The organism is Alteromonas sp. I10 (assembly GCF_003201515.1).
Classification (GTDB): Bacteria; Pseudomonadota; Gammaproteobacteria; order Enterobacterales; family Alteromonadaceae; genus Alteromonas; species Alteromonas macleodii.
In genome coordinates this window covers 385878-407970 of sequence record NZ_QJJN01000002.1, presented here as the reverse complement: position 1 = coordinate 407970, position 22093 = coordinate 385878, and the positions used below count along the sequence as shown (strand labels likewise).

Here is a 22093-nt window from a genome sequence, read left to right as displayed (position 1 = left end):
GCCTAAAGAGCCCCTTAAGAGGGCAACGCTTGGGTAGACGGGAGAGTTAACCTTTACGCTGTATCAGGTAATAAAATACCGGAGTTAAGATAAGTCCAAATACGGTAACACCAATCATTCCTGAGAATACTGCCACACCCATGGCCTGACGCATTTCAGAGCCGGCACCGGTTGATACCGCCATTGGCAGTACACCCATGATGAAAGCAATGGACGTCATTAGTATTGGACGAAGACGTAAGCGACTTGCTTCTTTAATGGCTGAAAGCGCGTCCATCCCCTTGTCTTGTAGCTCTTTTGCAAACTCGACAATAAGAATGGCGTTCTTCGTTGCAAGGCCAACCAGTACAATCAAACCTATTTGGGTAAAAATATTGTTGTCGCCGCCATAAACTTGCACACCAATAAGCGCGCTCAGCAAGGTCATGGGAACAATCAATATGATTGCCAGTGGCAAACGCAGGCTTTCGTATTGCGCGGCCAGTACCAAGAACACTAAAAGCACTACCAATGGAAATACAAACGCTGATGCATTACCCGCTAATATTTGCTGATAGGTGATCTCAGTCCACTCGTAAGTCATGCCAAGTGGTAACGTTTCAGCCAGTATTTTTTCAATAGCTGCCTTCGCCTGGTCGGACGAATAGCCTGGCGCTGCTGCACCGTTTATTTCAGCGGTGACGTATCCGTTATAGTGCATAACACGGTCAGGGCCTGCACTGTGCTCAATGTTCAAGAATGAGCCAAGCGGGATCATCTCACCTTGTGCATTACGCACTTTAAACTGCGTAATGTTCTCAATATCCTGACGGTATTGGGCATCAGCTTGTACATTTACTTGGTAAGTTCTACCGAACAAGTTGAAGTCGTTCACGTATAACGAACCTAAGTAGCCCTGCATGGTGGTAAACAAGGTATCGATGTTTACACCTTGGCTTACCGCTTTTTCACGGTCTACATCCACATCGAGCTGAGGTACAGCAACAGTGAAGCTGGTAAATGCATCGGTAAGCGCTGGGTGTGCCCACGCTTTGCCAATCACTTCTTGCGTGACGCGCTCAAGTTCTTCAAAGCCTAGGTTCCCTCTGTCTTCGACCTGTAAACGGAAACCACCAATCGTGCCTAACCCCATTACTGGTGGCGGCGGGAATATTGCCACAAAGGCACCTTTTATAGACCCAAAGTTCTGGTTAAGCTGTGCAGCAATAGCGCCACCAGATAGATCAGGCGTCGTTCTTTTATCAAAGTCAGTCAGCGTTGCAAACAACACGCCTGAGCTTGGACTATTGGTAAACCCGTTAATATTCAAGCCAGGGAATGCAATTGCATCTTCAACACCAGGGTGTTCCATAGCAATACGAGACATTTCACGGATCACTTCTTCAGTTCTGTCTAAGCTTGCTGCATTAGGCAGTTGAGCAAAGGCGACCAAATACTGCTTATCTTGCGGCGGAACATAGCCTGTTGGTGTATTGGCAAACTGGAAGTAAGTGAGCCCTAACAGACCCGCGTAAAGCACCATGATGATACTGCTCTTGCGGATAAGCCCACCCACAGCACCAGTGTAGCGCTTTGAGTTACGGTCAAAGAAACGGTTAAACGGTGAAAATACAAAGCGGCCAAACACTTTATCCATTAAACGGGTTAACCAGTCATTCGCTTTACCGTGAGGTTTTAACAGCAATGAAGATAATGCAGGGCTAAGCGTTAACGAGTTAATTGCAGAAATTACCGTAGAGATAGTAATTGTTAGCGCAAACTGCTTATAGAACTGCCCAGTAAGACCGCTCATGAAAGCAGTAGGTACGAATACCGCAGCAAGTACCAAGGTTGTGGCAATAATAGGACCGGTTACTTCTTTCATTGCCTGTACGGTGGCTTCAAACGGCGCTTTGCCTTCAGAAATATTACGCTCTACGTTTTCGACAACAACGATAGCGTCGTCTACTACAATACCGATTGCCAACACAAGACCAAACAGCGACAGTGCATTCAGCGAGAAGCCCATTAGCTGCATAAAGGCGAACGTTCCCACAAGTGAAATAGGTACTGCAACGAGTGGGATAATAGACGCACGCCATGTTTGTAAGAACAGTACAACAACAAGTACAACTAACAATACAGCTTCAAGAAGTGTACTAATTACCGCTTCAATCGAACCGCGAACAAATACGGTAGGGTCGTAGGCAATTTCGTATTCAAGGCCTTCAGGGAACGCCTTAGACAGTTCCGCCATACGAGCGCGAACGTCATCTGAAATTTGGATTGCATTAGAGCCTGGTGCTTGGAAAACCGGCACCGCTGCCGCAGGGTTATTGTTAATAAGTGAACGCAGTGCATAAAACTCTGAACCTAGTTCGATACGCGCAACGTCTTTAAGACGGGTTATTTCACCATTCTCACCCGACTTAACAATAATATTTTCAAATTCGGCTTCATCTTTTAAACGGCCGCGCACATTGATAAGCAGCTGAAATTCGCTGGTACCCGTAGGCTGTGCGCCTAGGCTACCTGCCGCCGCTTGCTGGTTTTGGTCGGCAATAGCGGCTGCCACATCGCCAGGGTTTAACTGGAGCGCAGCCAGTTTGTTAGGGTCTAACCATACTCGCATGCTGAATTCACCAGCACCGAACAGACGCACTTGCCCAACGCCATTGATTCGCGCTAGCTCGTCTTTAACAAACTGATCAGCATAGTTTGAAAGATAAAGCATGTCATAACGATTATCAGGCGACGTCAGGTGCACTACCATGGTTAAATCTGGTGACGATTTTTCAGTTACCACACCTAAACGCTGTACTTCTTGAGGTAAACGCGGTGTCGCGCGATTTACACGGTTTTGTACCAGCGTTGTGGCTTCATCTGGATCCGTACCAATGGCAAACGTAATTGTTAGTGTCATACGGCCATCACTGGTTGCCTGTGATGACATATACAGCATGTTTTCAACACCGTTAATTTCTTGCTCTAGCGGCGTTGCAACTGTTTCGGCGATAACTTCTGGGTTTGCACCGGGATAATTCGCAGTTACCACCACGGTAGGCGGCACTACTTCTGGGTATTCAGTGATAGGTAGTTGCCAGACAGCAATTGCACCACCTATAAAAATAAGTAGGGAAAGCACGCCCGCAAAAATCGGGCGGCTAATGAAAAACTGCGAAATGTTCATTACTTAAGACCTGCTGTTGCTGTACCTGTGGCAAATGAACCACCAGATAAAACATCCTCATACTGCGCCATGTTTTGGGTTACTTGTGTTGCATTATCAACACGTGACTGCCAGCTAGATAAGTTTGCCAAAGCATCTTCATCACCCATAGGCACTTCGTTAGCGGCAACTTGGGCACCAGGGCGAACGCGCTGTAAGCCATCAACCACAATGGTGTCGTTTACATTCAAGCCGCTTGTGATGATGCGCATGCTGCCCACTTTGTCGCCTAGCTTAACCGCACGGTATTCCACTTTACTTTCGTCGTTTACAACCAGTACAAACTTATTATTAAGATCTGTGCCGATAGCTTTTTCTTTAATAAGAATGCCCTGTTCATCGGTGTCACCTGCCAATTTTAAGTGTGCAAATAATCCCGGAATTAAACGACCTTCTTCGTTATTAAATACGGCGCGAACGCGAAGTGTGCCGGTGCTACCGTTAACCTGGTTGTCGATGAAATCAATTTGACCCCAGTGGTTATAATCAGACTCGTTAGCAAGGCGCATCGCTACTGGCTGCTCGCTCACTGCTGTTGAAGCCGCTGATTTATCGGTTAGATAGTTTAGGTAGGTCTGCTCATCAATATCGAAATACGCATATAAACGGTCGGTTGATACGATGCGAGTCAACTCTGTTTGTCCTGCGGTAACAAAGTTACCTTCAGTGATGTTTGCGCGAGAAATACGTCCAGAAATAGGTGCTTCAACACGAGCAAAGCCTCGATTTAGGCGCGCTACTTCAAGTGCGGCTTGCGTTTGGTTTAAGCTCGCAAGCGCTTGGTTTTTCTCAGCTAAACGGGCATCAAGAACTTCTTCAGAAACCGCCTGGGTTTTACGAAGTTTAAAAGCACGGCTATAGTTTTGCTCAGCCAACTGAACGCGACTTTTGGCTTCTTCAAGCTGTGCAGTCAATCGATCAACTTCTGCTTTAAACGTGCGGTTATCAATTAAGAATAGGGTTTGTCCTTGTTCGACATATTCGCCTTCGTCAAATGCAACAAAGTCAATATAGCCCGACACGCGAGGGCGAAGCGCAACAATTTGCGGAGACTCTAAACGACCTGTAAAATTATCCCACTCGGTTAAACGCTGAGACACTACCGTTGCCACATCAACAGGAACACCAGCATTTGCGCCAGCGCTCATTGATTGACTTGGATCCTGCTCGTCACCACCGCATGCAGCGACAAGCGCAGTTAGGCTTACTATTGCCAATAAACGGGTAAAAGTTTTCATTGCAAGATTCTCTTAAAAATTAAACTAAAGTTTGATGCTGTGCATTATGCATCGCCACCAACAATAAAAATAATTATCTTTTTATATGCAACACATCACATGATGTTATATATTGAAGATCGGGCTGACAGAGACAACCGCTTTTAAAGATTTAGAAGAGTGGTTTCGCAGAGAAAATGAGAATAACCGTATAAAAAGCGAGAGCTTAGGGAAATCAACGGTTACAGCGATACAGTGTACCAGTGTCGCTCGTCGCATTCATTTGGAAAATAAATGCTTTTAGCTATAACCTATAACTAAACTATGTCAGTTAAATTACATAGCCAAAAACGAAGTAAACGGCAGCTTTTTTCATTGTTCAATAGATGAAAGTAGATTGTCCGCAATAGACACCGGAGACAACCATGCGTCCACATGATTTAAATTTATTGATGATTTTTGATGCCATCATGACCGAGGGTGCAATTACCCGCGCAGCTGACAGGCTGTCGATGACGCAACCTGCGGTATCTAACGCACTTTCTCGTATGCGCACAGCTTGGAAAGATGAACTGTTCGTTAAAGACGGCCGCGGTATTCAACCTACCTCATTTGCTAAAAATTTATGGAGTCAGATTCAGGGCCCTTTAGGCGAGCTCGAAGTCGCCGTTAACCCAACTGACTTTAACCCTGCAACGGCTAAGCGTACTTTTCGTATAGCTGCAACTGACAGCATCGTTTCTATGGTGTGGGGGCCGCTACGCAAAGTTATTGAGAATGAAGCGCCTGGTATTAACATCCATGCCATTCCTAATTACGACATGGAAACCGATAAAATACTCAAAGATGCTGAAGCAGAGCTCACTTTCTCTAAATATCAGGAGCCTGGCTCTGTTATTCGTGCCGAACATGTTCTCGACCCAAGCTGGGTTGTGGTAATGCGCCCCGATCATCCATTAGCAAAATCTCAATTGACCTTAGAAGACTTTGTCGCGGCTGATCATCTTCTGGTTTCTGTTACAGGCGATGTGACTGGCCCTACAGATCAGGTACTAGCGAATTTAGGCCTTAAACGCCGCGTGGCAATGTCAGTAAACCAGTTTTATAACGCTACACCGTTACTAAAAGAGAGCAACCTTATTTGTGTAGCACCGTCTTTGGTAATGGAAAAAGAGATTTTCTCAGGCGAATTGGCAGTATTTGAAACGCCAATAGAAATTGTCAGCTCTCCGCTGTCTGTGATGTGGCACAAACGTCAGGATCAAGACGCGGGCTTACAGTGGCTTAGAGGACTCGTAGTTAGATTTATTCGCGAACGTGTACAACGTCATGAAATGCTGCTCTCTCAATGCTGTAGAAAAGCCTATTGCGCCGAAACGGTTAAGCGCTTTATGGACCAGCGCAATATGGACTGTGAAGAATTCACGCCAGCGCATTTGAAAACGCCCAGCAACGATGAAATGGACGAAGAACGCGACACCGTAGCGGTTGGAAAAGAAACAGCTTAACACTAGCCTGCTTAGATAACTACACACTCGGCGAGACTTAACATGTTCGTCATTGCGTTGTGCTATCGCAGGTAAAGTGGTTCTAAATCATTCAAAGCCCTAATAAAAAAACCGCTCAAAGAGCGGTTTTTTCGTAGTTCGAACAAAGAAGCTAATTTACTTCTTTTTCTTTGCTTTCGGGTTTGGCAGGTCAGTAATACTTCCTTCGAAGATTTCAGACGCAAGACCAATTGATTCGTTAAGCGTTGGGTGAGCGTGGATAGTCAATGCTACGTCTTCAGCGTCAGCACCCATCTCAATAGCTAGGCCGATTTCGCCAAGCATTTCGCCCGCGTTGGTACCTACCATAGCACCACCGATTACGCGGCCCGTTTCTTTTTCGAAAATCATCTTAGTCATACCGTTAGTTGCATCAGATGCAATTGCACGGCCTGAAGCAGCCCATGGGAACGTTGCTGTTTCATAGCTTACGCCCTGCTCTTTCGCTTCTTTTTCAGTTAGACCAACCCAAGCAACTTCTGGCTCAGTGTACGCTACTGAAGGAATAGCACGTGGGTCGAAGTAATGCTTCTGTCCAGCAATAACTTCTGCAGCAACGTGACCTTCGTGAACCGCTTTGTGCGCAAGCATTGGCTGACCTACAAGGTCACCGATTGCGAAGATGTGGTCAACGTTAGTACGCATTTGCTTATCAACGTTGATGAAGCCACGCTCGTCAACGTTTACGCCAGCTGCATCTGCGCCAACTAGCTTACCGTTTGGCTTACGACCAACAGCAACAAGTACTTTGTCGTAGCGCACTGGCTCAGCAGGTGCGTTCTTACCTTCAAATGTTACGTACAAGCCATCGTCTTTTGCTTCAACCGCAGTCACTTTGGTTTCAAGCATGATGTTAAACTTGTCTTTGTAGTCTTTCATGAACACTTTCATGATGTCTTTGTCAGCGGCTGGAATTAGCTGATCTAAGAATTCAACTACATCAATGTTCGAGCCAAGTGCTTCGTACACAGTACCCATTTCTAGACCGATGATACCACCGCCTAGTACTAGCATTTTCTCTGGAATGTCTTTCATTTCCAGTGCGCCAGTTGAGTCGATTACACGATCATCTTCTGGGATGAACGGTAGGCTTACTGGCTCAGAACCCGCAGCGATAATCGCTTTTTCGAAAGTAATAGTAGTAACGTCGTCACCATTTTTTACTTCTAGGGTGTTTGCGCCTGTAAATTTACCGAAGCCTTGTACATGCTTGGTTTTACGCATTTTAGACATACCGCTAAGGCCATTTGTCAATTGCTTAACAACGCCGTCTTTGTATTCGCGGATTTTATCTAAATCGATGGTAGGCTCGCCAAACGATACACCGTGACTAGCAAGGTGCTTCGCTTCTTTCATCACTTTAGCAACGTGAAGAAGGGCTTTTGAAGGGATACAGCCAACGTTAAGACAAACACCACCAAGCGTGTCGCGTGAGTCTACGATAACTGTTTCAATACCTAAGTCAGCCGCACGGAATGCTGCTGAATAACCGCCAGGGCCGCCGCCCAGTACCACCAATTGCGTTTTAATTTCGCTCATTGTGAACCTCAATCCTGTTCTTGTAGGGTCATGCTATTACTTTTGTGTAATAGCATAACCTAAATGCCACCAAATGGGCTTATAAAATCGTCGAAAATGTTACTGATATTGTAAACTTTTTCGACCTTTTATTTAAAGTATGATTCTGCGTAAGTCAGTTAGGTTTGCAGCAACCTCAGTAGAGAATCTTGCACCTACCGCACCATCGATGACTCGGTGGTCGTATGACAGGCTTAGCGGCACCATTAAGCGCGGCTCAAACTCTTTACCATTCCACTTAGGCTTCATCTCAGACTTAGACACACCTAATATGGCGACTTCTGGTGCATTTACAATAGGCGTAAACGCCGTGCCACCAATACCACCTAGACTAGAGATAGTGAACGTTCCACCCTGCATGTCAGCCGCTTTAAGCTTGCCTTCACGGGCTTTCTTAGATGTTTCAATAAGCTCTTGAGACAGCTGCTCAATACCTTTCTTATTCACGTCACGAATAACAGGCACAACAAGGCCTCCCGGTGTTTCAACCGCAATACCAATGTTGATAAACTTCTTAATGATTAAGCTCTCGCCGTCGTCAGACAGTGATGAGTTGAATACTTCGTATTTCTCAAGCGCTTTCGCTACCGCTTTCATAACGAATACTAGTGGTGTGATCTTAAGACCAGACTTAATTTTCGCGTGGTGAGCGTTTTGCTCTTTACGGAATTCTTCAACTTCAGTGATATCTGCTTCGTCGAACTGCGTAACGTGCGGGATAGTCGCCCAGTTACGGTGTAAGAACGGTCCAGAGATCTTTTGAATTCGAGAAAGCTTTTGTTCTTCAATCTCGCCAAACTTGCTGTGATCAACAGGCTTAACCGGAACGATTTGAAGTACGTTGTCGCCCACAGGCGCACTGCCTGAAGCTGCTGCTGTGCGAGGTTTCGCAAGCTCAGCTTTCACATAGGCTTGAACGTCTTCTTTCAAGATACGGTTTTTAGGACCAGAGCCGTTAACTTGAGTAAGGTCTACACCAAACTCACGAGCAATACGGCGAACCGAAGGAGAAGCATGTGCTTTACCTGTATTCTTGGCTTCTGGCGCTGGAGGCACAGGAGAGCGACCTTGCGAGGCTTCCTGCTGTGACGCTTGTTGAGTCTCTTCTTGCTTAGGCGCTTCAGCAGGCTTTTCAGCTGCACTTGAAGACGAACCACCGCTGGTCTCAAGCTTAACAACCAAGGTGCCTTGCTTAACTTTGTCGCCCGCTTTGATAAAGACTTCTTTGATCGTACCTGCATGTGTTGAAGGCACATCCATGGTCGCTTTATCAGTTTCTAGCGTGATAAGACCGTCTTCTTTTTCAACGGTGTCGCCAACCGATACAAGTACATCGATAACGTCAACTTCACCGTCTTCACCAATGTCTGGTACAGCAACTTCGATAGTCTCGCTACCGGCAGACGCCGCTGGCGCTGATTCTTGCTTTGAACTTTCCTGCGCAGCCGGTGCAGATGCTTCAGAAGAAGCATCGCTAGACGCCGATTCACTTGAAGACGAGCCTGAACCCGCTACTTCAAGCTTAATAACAACTGTGCCTTCTTTCACTTTATCACCAGTACTGATGAATACTTCTTTCACCGTACCTGCGTGTGTTGAAGGAACATCCATGGTTGCTTTATCGGTTTCAAGAGTAATTAGCCCATCTTCTTTTTCGATGGTGTCGCCCACTGAGACCAATACGTCGATTACGTCTACTTCGTCGTCAGAACCGATATCCGGAACTGCAACTTCAATCACTTCGCTGCTGCCAGACGCAGCTGGCGCTGCTTCTGACTTGCTTTCGTCTTTTGGTGCTTCTTGCTTAGGTGCATCTTCTTTAGAAGATTCATCTGAAGCGTTTTCTTCAGACGCGCCTTCATCGGCACTGTCACCATTGGCAACTTTCATTTCACCAATCACATCGCCTTCTTTGATTTTATCGCCTACTGATACAGACAGGCTAACAATCTCACCTTCAAACGGTGCTGGGATGTCCATTGACGCCTTGTCACTTTCAACAGTAACAACGCCTTCATCAGCCTCAATGTTGTCGCCTACGGCAACACATAGCTCGATAACTTCAACTTCGTCACCGCCTACGTCGGGTACGATAATCTTTTGAATATCTGACATATGTAAAATACCTTATCTGGCTTACGCGTAAAGTGGGTTAAGTTTTTCAGCGTTAATTTCAAAACGCTTAATGGCTTCTGCTACCACTTTCTTCTCAACGTCACCGCGCTGAGCCAATTCGTAAAGTGATGCCACCACAATGTATGACGCATTAACTTCAAAGTGAGTACGCAAGTTTTCACGGCTATCGCTTCGACCGAAACCGTCTGTACCTAGGCAACGGTATTCAGTTTCGATGAACGCACGTACTTGGTCTGAGTAGTTCTTCACATAGTCAGTGGCAGAAATCGCAGGACCTGCGTCTTTCGTAATTACCTGACCAATGTAAGGTACTTTTTGCTCAGCTTCTGGGTTTAGCATGTTCCAGCGTGCTACGTCTTGACCTTCACGCGCTAGCTCGTTGAACGAGGTCACTGAGTAAACGTCAGAAGATACGTTGTAGTCGTCACAAAGAATCTGTGCCGCTTTACGTACTTCGTTCAAGATAGTGCCTGAGCCCATCAACTGAACATTCAGCTTAGACTTGTCATTTTCAACGCGCTCTAGCTTGTAAATGCCTTTGATGATTTGCTCAGCAATATCATCGCCTTCAGGCATTTCTGGGTGTTGATAGTTTTCGTTCATCAATGTTAGGTAATAGAAAATATTCTCGTTATTACCGTACATGCGACGTAGACCGTCTTGAACGATAACTGCGACTTCGTAGCCATACGTTGGGTCGTAAGTAATACAGTTAGGAATTAGGTTCGCTTGCACATGTGAGTGGCCGTCTTGGTGCTGTAGACCTTCACCGTTAAGTGTGGTTCTACCCGCAGTTGCGCCTAAAAGGAAACCACGTGCTTGGCTATCGCCTGCTGCCCACGCCAAGTCACCAACACGTTGGAAACCAAACATCGAGTAGTAGATGTAGAACGGAATAGTGGTAGCGTTACACGTTGAGTAAGACGTACCCGACGCAACCCACGATGCCATTGCACCTAGCTCGTTAATACCTTCTTGTAATACCTGACCTTTCTTATCTTCGCGATAGTAAGCGACTTGGTCGGCATCTTGAGGTACGTATTTCTGGCCTTCATTAGCGTAAATACCTACCTGACGGAATAAGCCTTCCATACCGAATGTACGGGCTTCATCAGGAATAATTGGCACAATACGCTTACCAATTTTCTTATCTTTCAATAGCGCGTTAAGTACACGTACAAACGTCATGGTTGACGATACTTGACGGTCACCTGAACCTTTTAAGATGGCGTCGAATGCACTTAGCTCAGGAATTTCAAGCTGTTCTTCAGCCTGTTCACGGCGAGAAGGCAAGTAACCGCCTAGAGCTTCACGACGCTCGCGAAGGTACTTCATTTCTTCGCTGTCTTCGTCGAACTTGAAGTATGGCAGGTCAGCAATTTTCTCGTCTGCTACAGGAATATTGAAACGATCGCGGAACGCTTTGATTGAATCAACGTCCATTTTCTTAACGTTGTGCGCTACGTTTTGTGCTTCGCCTGATGCACCTAGACCGAAACCTTTAACCGTTTTAGCAAGGATTACCGTTGGACGACCTTTCGTATCAATGGCTTTTTGGTAAGCCGCGAATACTTTAACTGGATCGTGACCACCACGGTTCAAGCGCCAGATGTCGTCGTCAGACATGTTCGCAACAAGTGCCGCTGTTTCAGGATACTTGTTGAAGAAGTTTTCACGGGTGTACTTGCCGCCTTTGGCTTTACAGTTCTGGTATTCACCGTCTACTGTTTCACCCATAAGCTGAATTAGCTTGCCAGATTTATCACGAGCTAATAGCTCATCCCAGTAGCTACCCCAAATAACTTTCACTACTTCCCAGCCAGCGCCGCGGAACGTACCTTCAAGTTCTTGGATAATTTTGCCGTTACCACGTACCGGGCCGTCTAGACGCTGAAGGTTACAGTTGATAACAAACGTTAGGTTGTCTAGGCCTTCACGAGAAGCAAGACCAATTGCACCCAAGCTCTCTGGCTCATCACACTCACCGTCACCCATGTAGCAGTAAACACGCTGACCTGAACAGTCTTTAATACCACGGTTAGTTAGGTACTTAAGGAAGCGCGCTGTGTAGATAGCTTGAAGTGGACCAAGACCCATAGATACGGTTGGGAACTGCCAGTAGTCTTTCATCAAGTGAGGGTGTGGGTAAGACGACAGACCATCGCCAGCACACTCTTGACGGAAGTTGTTTAACTGTTCTTCAGTTAAGTTGCCTTCCATATATGAGCGCGCATAAATACCTGGAGAAATATGGCCCTGGGCGAAAATAAAGTCGCCGCCTTGATTTTCGTTAGGCGCTTTGAAGAAGTGGTTAAAGCCAACATCGTAAAGCATAGCCGATGATGCGAAGCTACCAATGTGACCACCAAGCTCTAGGTCTTTCTTAGATGCACGCAATACAATCATCAATGCGTTCCAACGAATCGCCGCACGGATGCGCGCTTCGATGGTCAAGTCACCAGGCATTTTTGGCTCTTGCGCTGCTGGGATAGTATTGATGTAGGCAGTAGTTGCGTCATACGGTAGATGCGCTCCGCTGCGACGAGCTTTATCAATAAGTTTTTCGAGTAAATAGTGGGCGCGTTCTACGCCTTCCTCTTCTAAAACCGACTCAAGCGCATCAATCCACTCTTTAGTTTCTTGAGGATCTACATCTTGGTGCATCATATCAGACATGGTGCCATCCTATTTTTTGCTTATATAGAAAATCCTCCCTTAGCATTGCCTCTACTCTTAAAGGCGCTAAAAGAAGGAAAACTAAATTACGTTGTACTCACAGTGACCCAATCTGGCTCACCTGCTTTTGCAGTGGCACAGGAAAAACCTGACCGGCCTCTGCGAATGAATAGCTATCTAGCCCTTATCTTATGAAAAGTCAGACTAGTAACTAAATCTCTAATCGTCGCAATGCGCGCTGTACGCGGGTATCGCGTTGATTAATGGTTAATAGCGTTTTTTCAATAAACGCCAAATGCGTATTACATGCCTGACGCGCAGCTTCAGGGTCGCGAGAAGCAATGGCTTCTACAATTTCACGACGCTGCTTAGCAATGTCTTCCACCGCTTCAGGGTGCGCTGCCAGCATGTCAAAGTTTCGTTCAATATTGTCCACCAGCATGCTTTGCATGGTGCTCATTACGTGCAACAACACCATATTGTGTGATGCTCTTGCCATAATGATATAAAACTGTCCTAGCGCCTCAGCTTGGGCACGCTTGCTTTCGTGCGCTTTAGGCGTAGGTACGTCGTTCAGCGCTTGCTTCAATGCGTTGTAATCTTCAGGTTGACCACGAAGTGCCGCATAGTACGCCGCCATCCCTTCAAGCGCATGACGAAATTCAAGCAAATCAAATTGAGTTTCAGGACGCTGGCTAACTAAGTCCATTAGGGGGTCTGTCATGGCAGAATTAAGGTTGCGATTAACAAACGTACCGCCGCCTTGCTTACGTTCTACCAACCCACGTGCCTGTAAATTACCAATGGCTTCCCTAAGCGAAGGGCGCGATACATCAAATTCAAGCGCAAGCTCTCTCTCTGGCGGTAATTTCTGACCAGCCAATAACGTACCGTCGAGTATCATTGACTCGAGTTGCTCGGTAATCACATCAGAGAGTTTTTTTCGCTGCTGCCGCATGCGCGCTACGTATCCTTCTATTTAAGCCTTGCTCTATAACAATAGCGACGTTATAAGAGCGGTGAATGTAAAAAATAATCGTGGAATATTTAATCACAAACACAATTGGTAATACCATTTTACCTATCTAGTTTAAGGCAGATCGATTTCGAGGTAAATACTCACAAGCATAGCAAAGCATTTACCTTTTGCTGGGTGTTAAGCTTTATTGTTGAATTTGTTAAGAAAAATCAGTAACCGCAAACTGGTCTGATGAGGAAGGGAGAATGCAGTAATAGGGGCAAAGCGCCTGATCTACATACAATTAATAAATAGACCAAACGCCCTTCTAAGCCAAGTGGGCTAGTAAATGTTAAAAATAATGACTATGCAAGACTGCCTACAAGCGTGAGTGCTGATGTTATTACAAGAAGAAAAATAACATTACGTTTTGCTAACTTTACAAGCACCTTCGGTTCTATTGCTGCATTTTCAGCCTGCAACTGCTGTTCATCAGGCGTTAGAATCTCGGCTTTCGAAGAAATTTGTGTAAGCACATCGTATGCAGGTACATCGAACTGAAGTGCATACTTAATCCACTCAGGCAACGCTCGTGAGAAGTGTCCCATCATCAACATGCCAAAAGCGGTAACGCGAACAGGAATATAATCGAGCGCAAACATTAATCTTCCCGCAGCGGCTTTTAAAGGGTGATTTGCATCACACAATGCCTCGGTTGTGCTTCGACTCAAGCTATAAAACAGCGCGCCAGGTGCACCAAAAGCAATAAACCACAGCATCACAGCGGCATAGTGTTGATAGTTAAGCCAGGTAAGGTGTTGGCCAAAAGTTTTGCCTTCTGTACCCGCACTTCCGTCACTGTCTGATTGACTTGCACAATGCCCTAATTGGTCGGTGTACATACTGCACGCCTGAAGGTCACCTCGGTCAGCAGCATTCAAAAAACTCTTGTAGACGGCTCGCAATGCAGGGCAGCCAATACAGATGAACAAAATTATGCTTTGCTCTATAAACGTAAGAAATGCGCCAAGTACCCAGTATTCAATTGCTCCCAGCACTACAGCGGGAAGTAAAAGAAAGAAATAAAGTGCTGTGGATGAGACCTTTTTAGTCCCCTCCTCATCTTCATTTCCTTCTTGAAACTTAATCAACCCTTTATCTTGAAGAAAAGCACGATATTGAGCGGCATACTTTTCAATATGCCAATTAGGTGTTTTTGTTATCAACCGCTCGAGGCTGAGTACTAATAGCAAGCTCATTAACATCATAGGTATTGAGTTTCCTTTTTTCTGCAGTGCGGATTAATTAAATTATTTAAACCCAGCAACGCGCATTCTATATCTTGCCCAATCGAAAGCTGCACCAGGGTCAGTTTTTCGCCCTGGTGCTATATCATTATGGCCTACGATACGCCCTAAAGTGATCCGAGGATAGTATCTCGTAATAAAATCAGTGAGTTCGCCAAGGGCTTGGTACTGTGCATCGGTGTAAGGCAACGTATCAGTGCCTTCAAGTTCAATACCTATAGCATAGTCGTTACAGCGGCTGCGGCCTTGAAATGAAGACAGGCCCGCGTGCCATGCCCGCTGCTCAAAAGGTACAAATTGTTCTATTTCACCCGTTCGATAAATTACACAATGAGCAGAGACCCGTAGCCCAGCAATTTCTCTATAAAAAGGATGTTCATCAGGATTAAGGGTTCCGGTAAACAATTGGCGAATGCCCGGCGTACCAAACTGTGAAGGAGGTAGTGAAATATTGTGTATCACTAACAGGCTAACGTCTGTGCTGTCAGGACGAGCATCATAATGCGGACTTGCTGTGTACTTTGCTTCGTTATAAAGCACCATAGTATTTGCTTCGATAATTGATTTTCTGCGTTATAGCCTACATTGTATATGGATATAAGTGTATAGGGTTATACATTGCATTCTAATAAGCTAATCAGCACGTTAGCCCTTTGCCTAAGAAATTACGCCGAGTATTTAGCGATACGAAAAGCGGTGCACCACTATTATAAGAAAGGTAGAAGCATGAATGAACAACAAGACCCGACAGCGTCAACGGGTAAATGGATGGTTGCGCTTGCTTGGATTTGCGGTTTTGGTCTACTGGTTTTTATTTTCTCAGATCTTTTAGAAAAACAAATTAACCCAAATAGCGAACCAACATCAGAGCGTATTGGTTCACAAACCGAAGTCCGACTTAAGCAAAATCGCCAAGGTCACTATGTGACAACAGGTTATATTAATGGTGAGGAAGTCGTATTTCTTGTTGATACGGGTGCCACTGACGTGGCCGTTCCCGCTCATTTGGCTAACAAGCTTCAACTCAAAGCGGGTCGAGAAGGGTTAGCCAGCACAGCTAACGGCGTTGTAAGAGTCGCCGAATCGACCATTGAAACTTTGCGCATTGGTGAAATCGTGGTGCGCGATGTAAAAGCAAACTTAAACCCCGGTATGCAAGATGACCATATATTGCTGGGAATGAGTGTTCTTCGCCAATTAGAGTTTACTCAGCGCGGAGAATGGTTAATATTGCGTACCCTTTAAATACACAGATAGCATAGATCATAGCGATGAAGATGACATCACCAGACATGCAAGCGATTCGAGAGCAAGTATCGAACGCGCTTATTGAAGATCTTGGCGGCGAATTAAATGCTGCAAACGACATTACGGCGAACCTGATAGATGAAAGTGTTAATGCAAAAGCCACTATTATTACGCGAGAGCCTTGCGTGGTTTGTGGAATCGCATGGGCAAACCAAGCATTTGCACTAATCGACGAGTCGGTGTCGCTAACGTGGCATGTAAAAGATGGTGACAAAGTTGATGCCAACACCGTGCTGGTTAGTTTGGAAGGCTCTGCTCGCGCGATATTGACGGCAGAACGTACGGCGCTTAACTTCCTACAAACCCTGTCAGCAACCGCCACTGTTACTGCCTTTTACGCTAAGTATTTAGATGGCTCCAACACCAAAATTCTCGATACCCGCAAAACGTTGCCAGGTTTGCGGCACGCACAGAAATACGCGGTGCGTTGTGGTGGTGGTCAAAACCATCGTGTGGGTTTGTTCGATGCATTCTTAATTAAAGAAAATCACATATTTTCTTGCGGAAACATAGAGAAAGCCGTAAGCCGAGCGAAAACAATGATGCCGGGCAAGCCTGTTGAAGTAGAAGTAGAGAACTTAACCGAGCTTGAACAAGCCCTTAGTGCAGGTGCCGACATTGTCATGCTGGATAATTTTTCTAACGAACAGATCCAACAGGCAGTAGCGCTCAACAAAGGTCAATGTAAACTGGAAGTATCAGGAAACATTACTGATGAACGACTGGCGTCTCTCGCTAAGTTAGGCGTAGATTACATTTCATCTGGAGCTTTAACCAAGCACGTTCAGGCCATTGATTTGTCTTTGCGCATTAATTTGTCATAGCAGAGCAAGAAAGATAAAGAGCCAAATTAAAAGCTGTAAAGGTGGATTTAACATTAGGTAAGCGAATGTGTTGCTTATCCCCTTGTACTTCCACCTTTATAACGCGGCTTCTTTGTTGCACGTGTTTTATTATAAAGATACAGTGTTTCAGTGAAATTTACGTTATCGCAATTATCACTTCCCTATACTGTGGCTTTAAATGCTGAGACCTTAATGGTTGAGGTTACACAGTGATTTTAAATCACCGAGTAGATGTATAATTTACAATACGATTACTCGTCATTCTGTTCAGTCATTTCTCGATAATGCTTTTTGTGTATAGATAGACATACGCACTTAAGTCATTAACTTTTATACGAAAGTTCAAGTGATAAAGCCTGCCAAGGCGCGGCGAACCGTGTCATACTGAAAAAGCTAGACATAGGTATATTTGCCTATACTTGTCAGTAACAAATAAAATTCTATACTGAGTATCAAGTACCAGGGGCGTTAAATGGACGACTCGGGTATAAACGTCAATTTGAATTAGATTTAAACTTTACGTGTTATACACGTCCCGGAGAAAAACCATGATGAACATGAATACTAAAAACCAAAAAGGTTTCACCCTAATCGAACTAATGATTGTTGTTGCAATCATCGGTATCCTTGCAGCAATCGCACTTCCTGCTTACCAAAACTACACGCAAAAAGCGAAGTTTACAGAGGTTTCTAACGCAACTGCTGCTGCAAAAACTGCGGTAGAAATCTGCTACGCTTCAACAAATGACATCGCGGCGTGTGATGGTGGTGCGAATGGTATCCCAGCAGATATCGCAGCTTCAGCGGCTGGTGCTGGTGTTGACGTTGTTGGCGTTGCTACTGCTAACGGTGTAATTACTGCTACGCAACACGGCGATTTAGGTCTAACTGGAGCGGGCACATACACTCTTACTCCTAACTTAGACAACAACCGAATCATATGGTCATCAGCTTGTGTTCCAGCAACGCTTTGCTAATCACCAAAGAAATCCGAAAAGCCCAGTATGATACTGGGCTTTTTTGATATTAAAGTGATAATTTCTTGAGGCAAATGCAAATGGCAAAAGCAGCATCTACATTCACATGGCAGGGTAAAGACCGTCATGGGCAATCAAAAAAAGGCGAAATAACAGCTGCGACCATTTCAGAAGCTAAAAACCTGTTGCGACGCCAAGGCATTTCTGCAAATAAAGTTAAAAAATTATCCAAACCGCTCTTCGGTGGTGCGAAAAAAATCACACCAGCCGACATTTCTGTCATTTCTCGTCAAATCGCCACCATGCTTGCCGCTGGGGTTACCCTTATTCAGTCCTTGGATATGATTGCTCAGGGACATGCAAACCCATCGATGCGGAAACTTTTAGGCGAAATTACCGATGAGGTTAAATCTGGTAACCCGCTCTCATCGGCCCTTAGAAAACACCCCCTATATTTTGACGATTTATATTGCGACTTGGTTTATACCGGTGAGCAGTCGGGCGCACTTGAAACCATTTATGACCGCATTGCAACCTACAAAGAAAAGGCCGAAGCACTAAAATCAAAAATCAAAAAAGCGATGTTTTACCCTATCGCCGTTTTGGTTGTTGCTTTTATTGTTACGACCATCCTTCTTATATTTGTTGTGCCGCAGTTTGAAGAGATTTTCAGCAGCTTTGGCGCAGAACTCCCTGCCTTCACCCAGTTCGTATTGGCTATTTCACGGTTTGTCCAAGACTACGGTATTTTTATCGCCATAGGTATTGGTGGTGCTGGATTTATGTTTATGCGCACCTATAAGCGAAGCCAGAAGCTACGTGACACGGTAGACCGCAACATTTTAAAAATTCCCGTTATCGGAGAAATTCTAAAAAAAGCCAGTATTGCGCGATTTACCCGAACCTTAGCCACGACCTTTGCAGCAGGTGTGCCGCTTATTGGCGCACTAGAATCTGCCGCAGGTGCTTCGGGCAACGCAGTATACCGCGAAGCCATTTTATACATGCGTAAAGAAGTGGCGGGCGGTATGCCAATGCATGTTGCAATGCGCGCTACACAAGTATTCCCTGACATGGTGACGCAGATGATTGCCATTGGTGAGGAGTCGGGCGCGGTTGATGAAATGCTCAGCAAAATTGCCACCATATATGAAGCTGAAGTAGATGATATGGTAGACGGTTTAACTAGCCTACTAGAACCAATGATCATGGCCGTACTTGGCGTGGTAATCGGCGGCTTAATTGTGGCTATGTACCTCCCTATATTCCAGATGGGTAACGTGGTATAACGTGGCTCAGCACCAAAAGAACGAAAATCAACAATTATAAGAACCACATACCATGGACGCGATAATTACGCTTAGTCAGCTTTACCCTGCTGTATTCTATTCCCTAGTCTTTTTTGTAAGCTTAATGGTTGGCAGTTTCTTGAATGTGGTGATTTACCGCTTGCCTATTATGATGGAACGCAGCTGGCAGCAAGAGTACCAAAGCTATTTTAGCGAGGGTGAGCCGACACCTCACGATAAAAACTCATCAGCGTCAGAAGAAGTATTTAACCTTGTAAAACCAGACAGCACATGCCCTAGCTGCGGCCACAAGATTCGCGCATGGGAAAATGTTCCTGTTATTAGCTACCTGTTCCTTAAAGGTAAATGCGCTAAATGCAAAGTTGGAATATCAGTTCGATACCCGCTGGTTGAATTGTTTACTGCTTTAGCCTGTACGTTTGCGGCCTATCAATTTGGTGTCACATCGCAAGCACTATGGGCCGTATTGTTTACCTACATACTCGTTGCTCTGCTGTTTATTGACTTAGATAAGATGCTATTACCTGACCAGTTGACACTGCCTCTACTGTGGTTGGGGTTACTGTTGAGCACGCAACACATTTTTGTAGGCACCACCGACGCTATTATTGGCGCAGCGGCGGGTTATTTAAGTTTATGGTCTGTTTATTGGCTATTTAAACTTGCCACTGGCAAAGAAGGCATGGGCTATGGCGATTTCAAGCTGCTCGCCGCACTTGGCGCTTATACGGGCTGGCAAGGTTTGCCCATTATTATTTTGCTCTCTTCGTTTGTGGGTGCAATTGCAGGCATACTCATAATGGTGATTCAAAACAAAGGTAAGTCGTTGGCAATTCCTTTTGGTCCCTATCTCGCAGTGGCGGGTTGGCTGACACTGCTTTTTAAAGATGCCATTATTACCACCTATCTTGATTACGTACTTTAGTTAGAAGGTGCCGACATTATGAATAAGCAGACTCCCTTTGTAGTAGGCCTTACTGGCGGGATAGGTAGCGGTAAATCTGCTGCCACTGATATTTTTGCGTCGTTAGGCATAGACATCGTGGATGCCGATGAGGTCGCAAGAGATGTGGTTGCCGTGGGCTCACAAGGGTTACTTCAAATAGCTGAGCATTTTGGCGAGCATATTTTGCTTGAAGACGGTGGCCTTGATCGCGCCGCACTTCGAGAGAAGGTTTTTGCTAACCCAGATGAAAAAAACTGGCTGAACGGCCTTCTCCACCCGCTTATTCGTTCTCGCATGCAACAGCTAATCATGGAATCGACTTCCCCCTATTGCATCTTGTCTGTTCCACTATTGGTTGAAAACAAGCTTACTGAAATGTGTAACCACGTAGTAGTGGTTGACTGCCCTGAAGTGCTTCAGCTTGAACGCGCCTTAAAGCGAGATGGTAGCTCTGAAGCAACGATAAAAAGTATTATGGCGTCACAAGCTAGCCGTAAAGAACGGCTGAGCGCTGCAGACCATGTATTAGACAATAGCACCAGCCTAAACGCCCTCTCTTCGCAAGTTTCGGCCTTGCATGAACACTTACTTTTGCTATCTAAAGCGTGAAGTTGATAGACGAAGTTAACGCAAAAACACATCCCTAATAACTAAATTCACCACCTAAAAGCAGGGCGTTACAGCCTTACGGATTGATTTTTGAAACTTTTTTGACCAATTAACGTCAAAGTAAAGATTTGGCGAACAAGTATACTTGGCTTAAACGCTTTGATGCTTTAGGCTTGTTGCCTTTCACTGTTCAGCTAAATTTTTAGCGACATTTCTCTAAGTCTATGTGTTTTAAGGGGTTCCATGGGTCACGCTGTTTTCGAATTTCCACTAAAGGAAAAAGTACGTAACTATTTACGTGTTGAGCAGCTGCTTGGACAACTTAAAATTACGGCTAAATCAGAACATACTCATCTGCAGCTTGTGTTCTTTGAACAGCTTTTCGAATTACTTGATCTCATTGAAAGACTGGATCTTCGCTCCGATCTTACCAAAGACCTCGAAGCCCATGAAAAGAACTTGGTGTATTGGTCTAAGCACCCGAAAATTGACAGCACCGCCTTAGAACAAGCGCTAAAAACCGTGCTTACCCTAAAACAAAAGCTAAAAACAGACCGCCGTTTTGGTAGTGCTTTGAAAGAAGATAAACTGCTAAGCGCAATCAGGCAGCGCTTTGCCATTCCAGGTGGCGCGTGTAGCTTCGATTTGCCCAATCTTCATTTTTGGTTACAACAACCCCTTGAACAACGCCTCGCTGAAATAGCGCAATGGCTTGAAACGTTAGCCTTACTCGATGATGCTATTGCTGTTAGCCTGTCGTTCATTCGCGAACGAGGTCAATTTGTCAATGTGGTTGCTGACAACGGTTTTTACCAAGGCGCTGCAGAAGATAAAAACGAGTTAATTCGCGTTAAATGTAGCGTTGATGAAGGGTATTACCCTACGCTTAGCGGCAACAAATACCGTTACGCACTCCGCTTCATGCTATTTTCTCCTCAAGAGGGCCAATCTGGCGCAGTGGAAAGCAGTATTCAGTTTCGTTTAGCTGCCTGTTAAACTTAAGACCTGCTGACGTGTGGTGTACCGCAAAGATCAGCAGGCCAGAGTCTTTAATTTATTGTTTCCCGTCTGCGGTAGTATAAGCAAATCGCAAACTTCGCCGTTTAGACGTATTTCACTGGAGTAAATAATGGAAGTGAAATGTCCTATTTGTGCCAAGCAGGTTGTTTGGGCACCAACAAGCGAATATCGCCCTTTTTGCAGTAAAAAATGCCAACTTATCGATTTAGGTGAATGGGCCGCTGAAGACAGAAAAATAGCCGGCAAGCCTGCAGAAGACGCAACGCCCAAGCATATCGATGTTGAAGAGATAGAGGCTATGCTAGCACAGCAATCAGATGACTTCTTTAAGCACTAATACGCGCTGTCTTTCCCCACAATTTGGCAAACACCAGTATTTAGGTAAATTCCACTAAGACGTATTCTCGTACAAAGCGCAGTGGTGTAGTATCGGTTTACTTGATTTCCAAGT

At 45.2% G+C, this 22093-nt stretch carries 17 protein-coding genes; 9 read left to right on the top strand and 8 right to left on the bottom strand.

Going from position 1 to position 22093, the window contains the following annotated elements; all coding sequences use genetic code 11:
• Positions 1-46: 46 nt before the first annotated feature.
• Together BZA03_RS06160 and BZA03_RS06155 are read right to left on the bottom strand one after the other, a co-directional pair.
• Positions 47-3169: an efflux RND transporter permease subunit gene (locus BZA03_RS06160; RefSeq protein ID WP_110288251.1), complete on the bottom strand. Its 3123-nt coding sequence runs from the start codon at positions 3167-3169 to the stop codon at positions 47-49.
• On the bottom strand, positions 3169-4446 hold the full coding sequence (locus BZA03_RS06155) for an efflux RND transporter periplasmic adaptor subunit (RefSeq protein ID WP_014950392.1): 1278 nt from the start codon (positions 4444-4446) through the stop codon (positions 3169-3171). Before BZA03_RS06155 ends, BZA03_RS06160 begins: the two co-directional genes overlap by 1 nt.
• Positions 4447-4850: 404 nt before the next feature.
• Between BZA03_RS06155 and BZA03_RS06150 the strand changes: the two genes are divergently transcribed.
• Positions 4851-5933: a LysR family transcriptional regulator gene (locus tag BZA03_RS06150; protein WP_014950393.1), complete on the top strand. Its 1083-nt coding sequence runs from the start codon at positions 4851-4853 to the stop codon at positions 5931-5933.
• 156 nt (positions 5934-6089) lie between these two features.
• Here the strand turns inward: BZA03_RS06150 and lpdA are convergent, their stop codons facing one another.
• The 6 genes from lpdA to ampD form a co-directional block, all read right to left on the bottom strand.
• Entirely contained in the window at positions 6090-7511 is a 1422-nt protein-coding gene (gene lpdA, locus BZA03_RS06145; RefSeq protein ID WP_014950394.1) for a dihydrolipoyl dehydrogenase, read from the bottom strand.
• A 132-nt stretch (positions 7512-7643) separates the two neighbouring features.
• Positions 7644-9665, bottom strand: coding sequence for a pyruvate dehydrogenase complex dihydrolipoyllysine-residue acetyltransferase (aceF, locus tag BZA03_RS06140; RefSeq protein ID WP_110288250.1), 2022 nt, complete (start codon positions 9663-9665; stop codon positions 7644-7646).
• 21 nt (positions 9666-9686) lie between these two features.
• The gene (aceE, locus tag BZA03_RS06135; protein WP_039232184.1) at positions 9687-12362 is read right to left on the bottom strand and encodes a pyruvate dehydrogenase (acetyl-transferring), homodimeric type; all 2676 of its coding nucleotides are present in this window, start codon (positions 12360-12362) and stop codon (positions 9687-9689) included.
• 211 nt (positions 12363-12573) lie between these two features.
• On the bottom strand, positions 12574-13320 hold the full coding sequence (gene pdhR / locus BZA03_RS06130; RefSeq protein ID WP_014950397.1) for a pyruvate dehydrogenase complex transcriptional repressor PdhR: 747 nt from the start codon (positions 13318-13320) through the stop codon (positions 12574-12576).
• A 365-nt stretch (positions 13321-13685) separates the two neighbouring features.
• On the bottom strand, positions 13686-14588 hold the full coding sequence (gene ampE / locus BZA03_RS06125) for a beta-lactamase regulator AmpE (RefSeq protein WP_110288249.1): 903 nt from the start codon (positions 14586-14588) through the stop codon (positions 13686-13688).
• 42 nt (positions 14589-14630) lie between these two features.
• Positions 14631-15170 (bottom strand): 1,6-anhydro-N-acetylmuramyl-L-alanine amidase AmpD, encoded by a 540-nt coding sequence (gene ampD / locus BZA03_RS06120; protein WP_110288248.1) that lies wholly within the window; start codon positions 15168-15170, stop codon positions 14631-14633.
• 183 nt (positions 15171-15353) lie between these two features.
• On the opposite strand from ampD, the gene BZA03_RS06115 reads away from it, so the two are divergent.
• The 8 genes from BZA03_RS06115 (at position 15354) to yacG (ending at position 21979) form a co-directional block, all read left to right on the top strand.
• A complete protein-coding gene (locus BZA03_RS06115; protein WP_014977216.1) occupies positions 15354-15872 on the top strand; it encodes a TIGR02281 family clan AA aspartic protease in 519 nt (172 codons plus the stop codon).
• 32 nt (positions 15873-15904) lie between these two features.
• The gene (nadC, locus tag BZA03_RS06110; RefSeq protein WP_039232174.1) at positions 15905-16759 is read left to right on the top strand and encodes a carboxylating nicotinate-nucleotide diphosphorylase; all 855 of its coding nucleotides are present in this window, start codon (positions 15905-15907) and stop codon (positions 16757-16759) included.
• A 569-nt stretch (positions 16760-17328) separates the two neighbouring features.
• Positions 17329-17757: a prepilin-type N-terminal cleavage/methylation domain-containing protein gene (locus BZA03_RS06105; RefSeq protein WP_061486397.1), complete on the top strand. Its 429-nt coding sequence runs from the start codon at positions 17329-17331 to the stop codon at positions 17755-17757.
• 80 nt (positions 17758-17837) lie between these two features.
• The gene (locus BZA03_RS06100) at positions 17838-19046 is read left to right on the top strand and encodes a type II secretion system F family protein (protein ID WP_110288355.1); all 1209 of its coding nucleotides are present in this window, start codon (positions 17838-17840) and stop codon (positions 19044-19046) included.
• Between the two features lie 52 nt (positions 19047-19098).
• A complete protein-coding gene (locus BZA03_RS06095; protein WP_110288247.1) occupies positions 19099-19992 on the top strand; it encodes an A24 family peptidase in 894 nt (297 codons plus the stop codon).
• A gap of 18 nt (positions 19993-20010) precedes the next feature.
• The gene (coaE, locus tag BZA03_RS06090; RefSeq protein WP_110288246.1) at positions 20011-20622 is read left to right on the top strand and encodes a dephospho-CoA kinase; all 612 of its coding nucleotides are present in this window, start codon (positions 20011-20013) and stop codon (positions 20620-20622) included.
• Positions 20623-20865: 243 nt separating this feature from the next.
• Entirely contained in the window at positions 20866-21618 is a 753-nt protein-coding gene (gene zapD / locus BZA03_RS06085; RefSeq protein WP_039227984.1) for a cell division protein ZapD, read from the top strand.
• 133 nt (positions 21619-21751) lie between these two features.
• Entirely contained in the window at positions 21752-21979 is a 228-nt protein-coding gene (yacG, locus tag BZA03_RS06080; RefSeq protein WP_014950407.1) for a DNA gyrase inhibitor YacG, read from the top strand.
• Positions 21980-22093 lie beyond the last annotated feature (114 nt).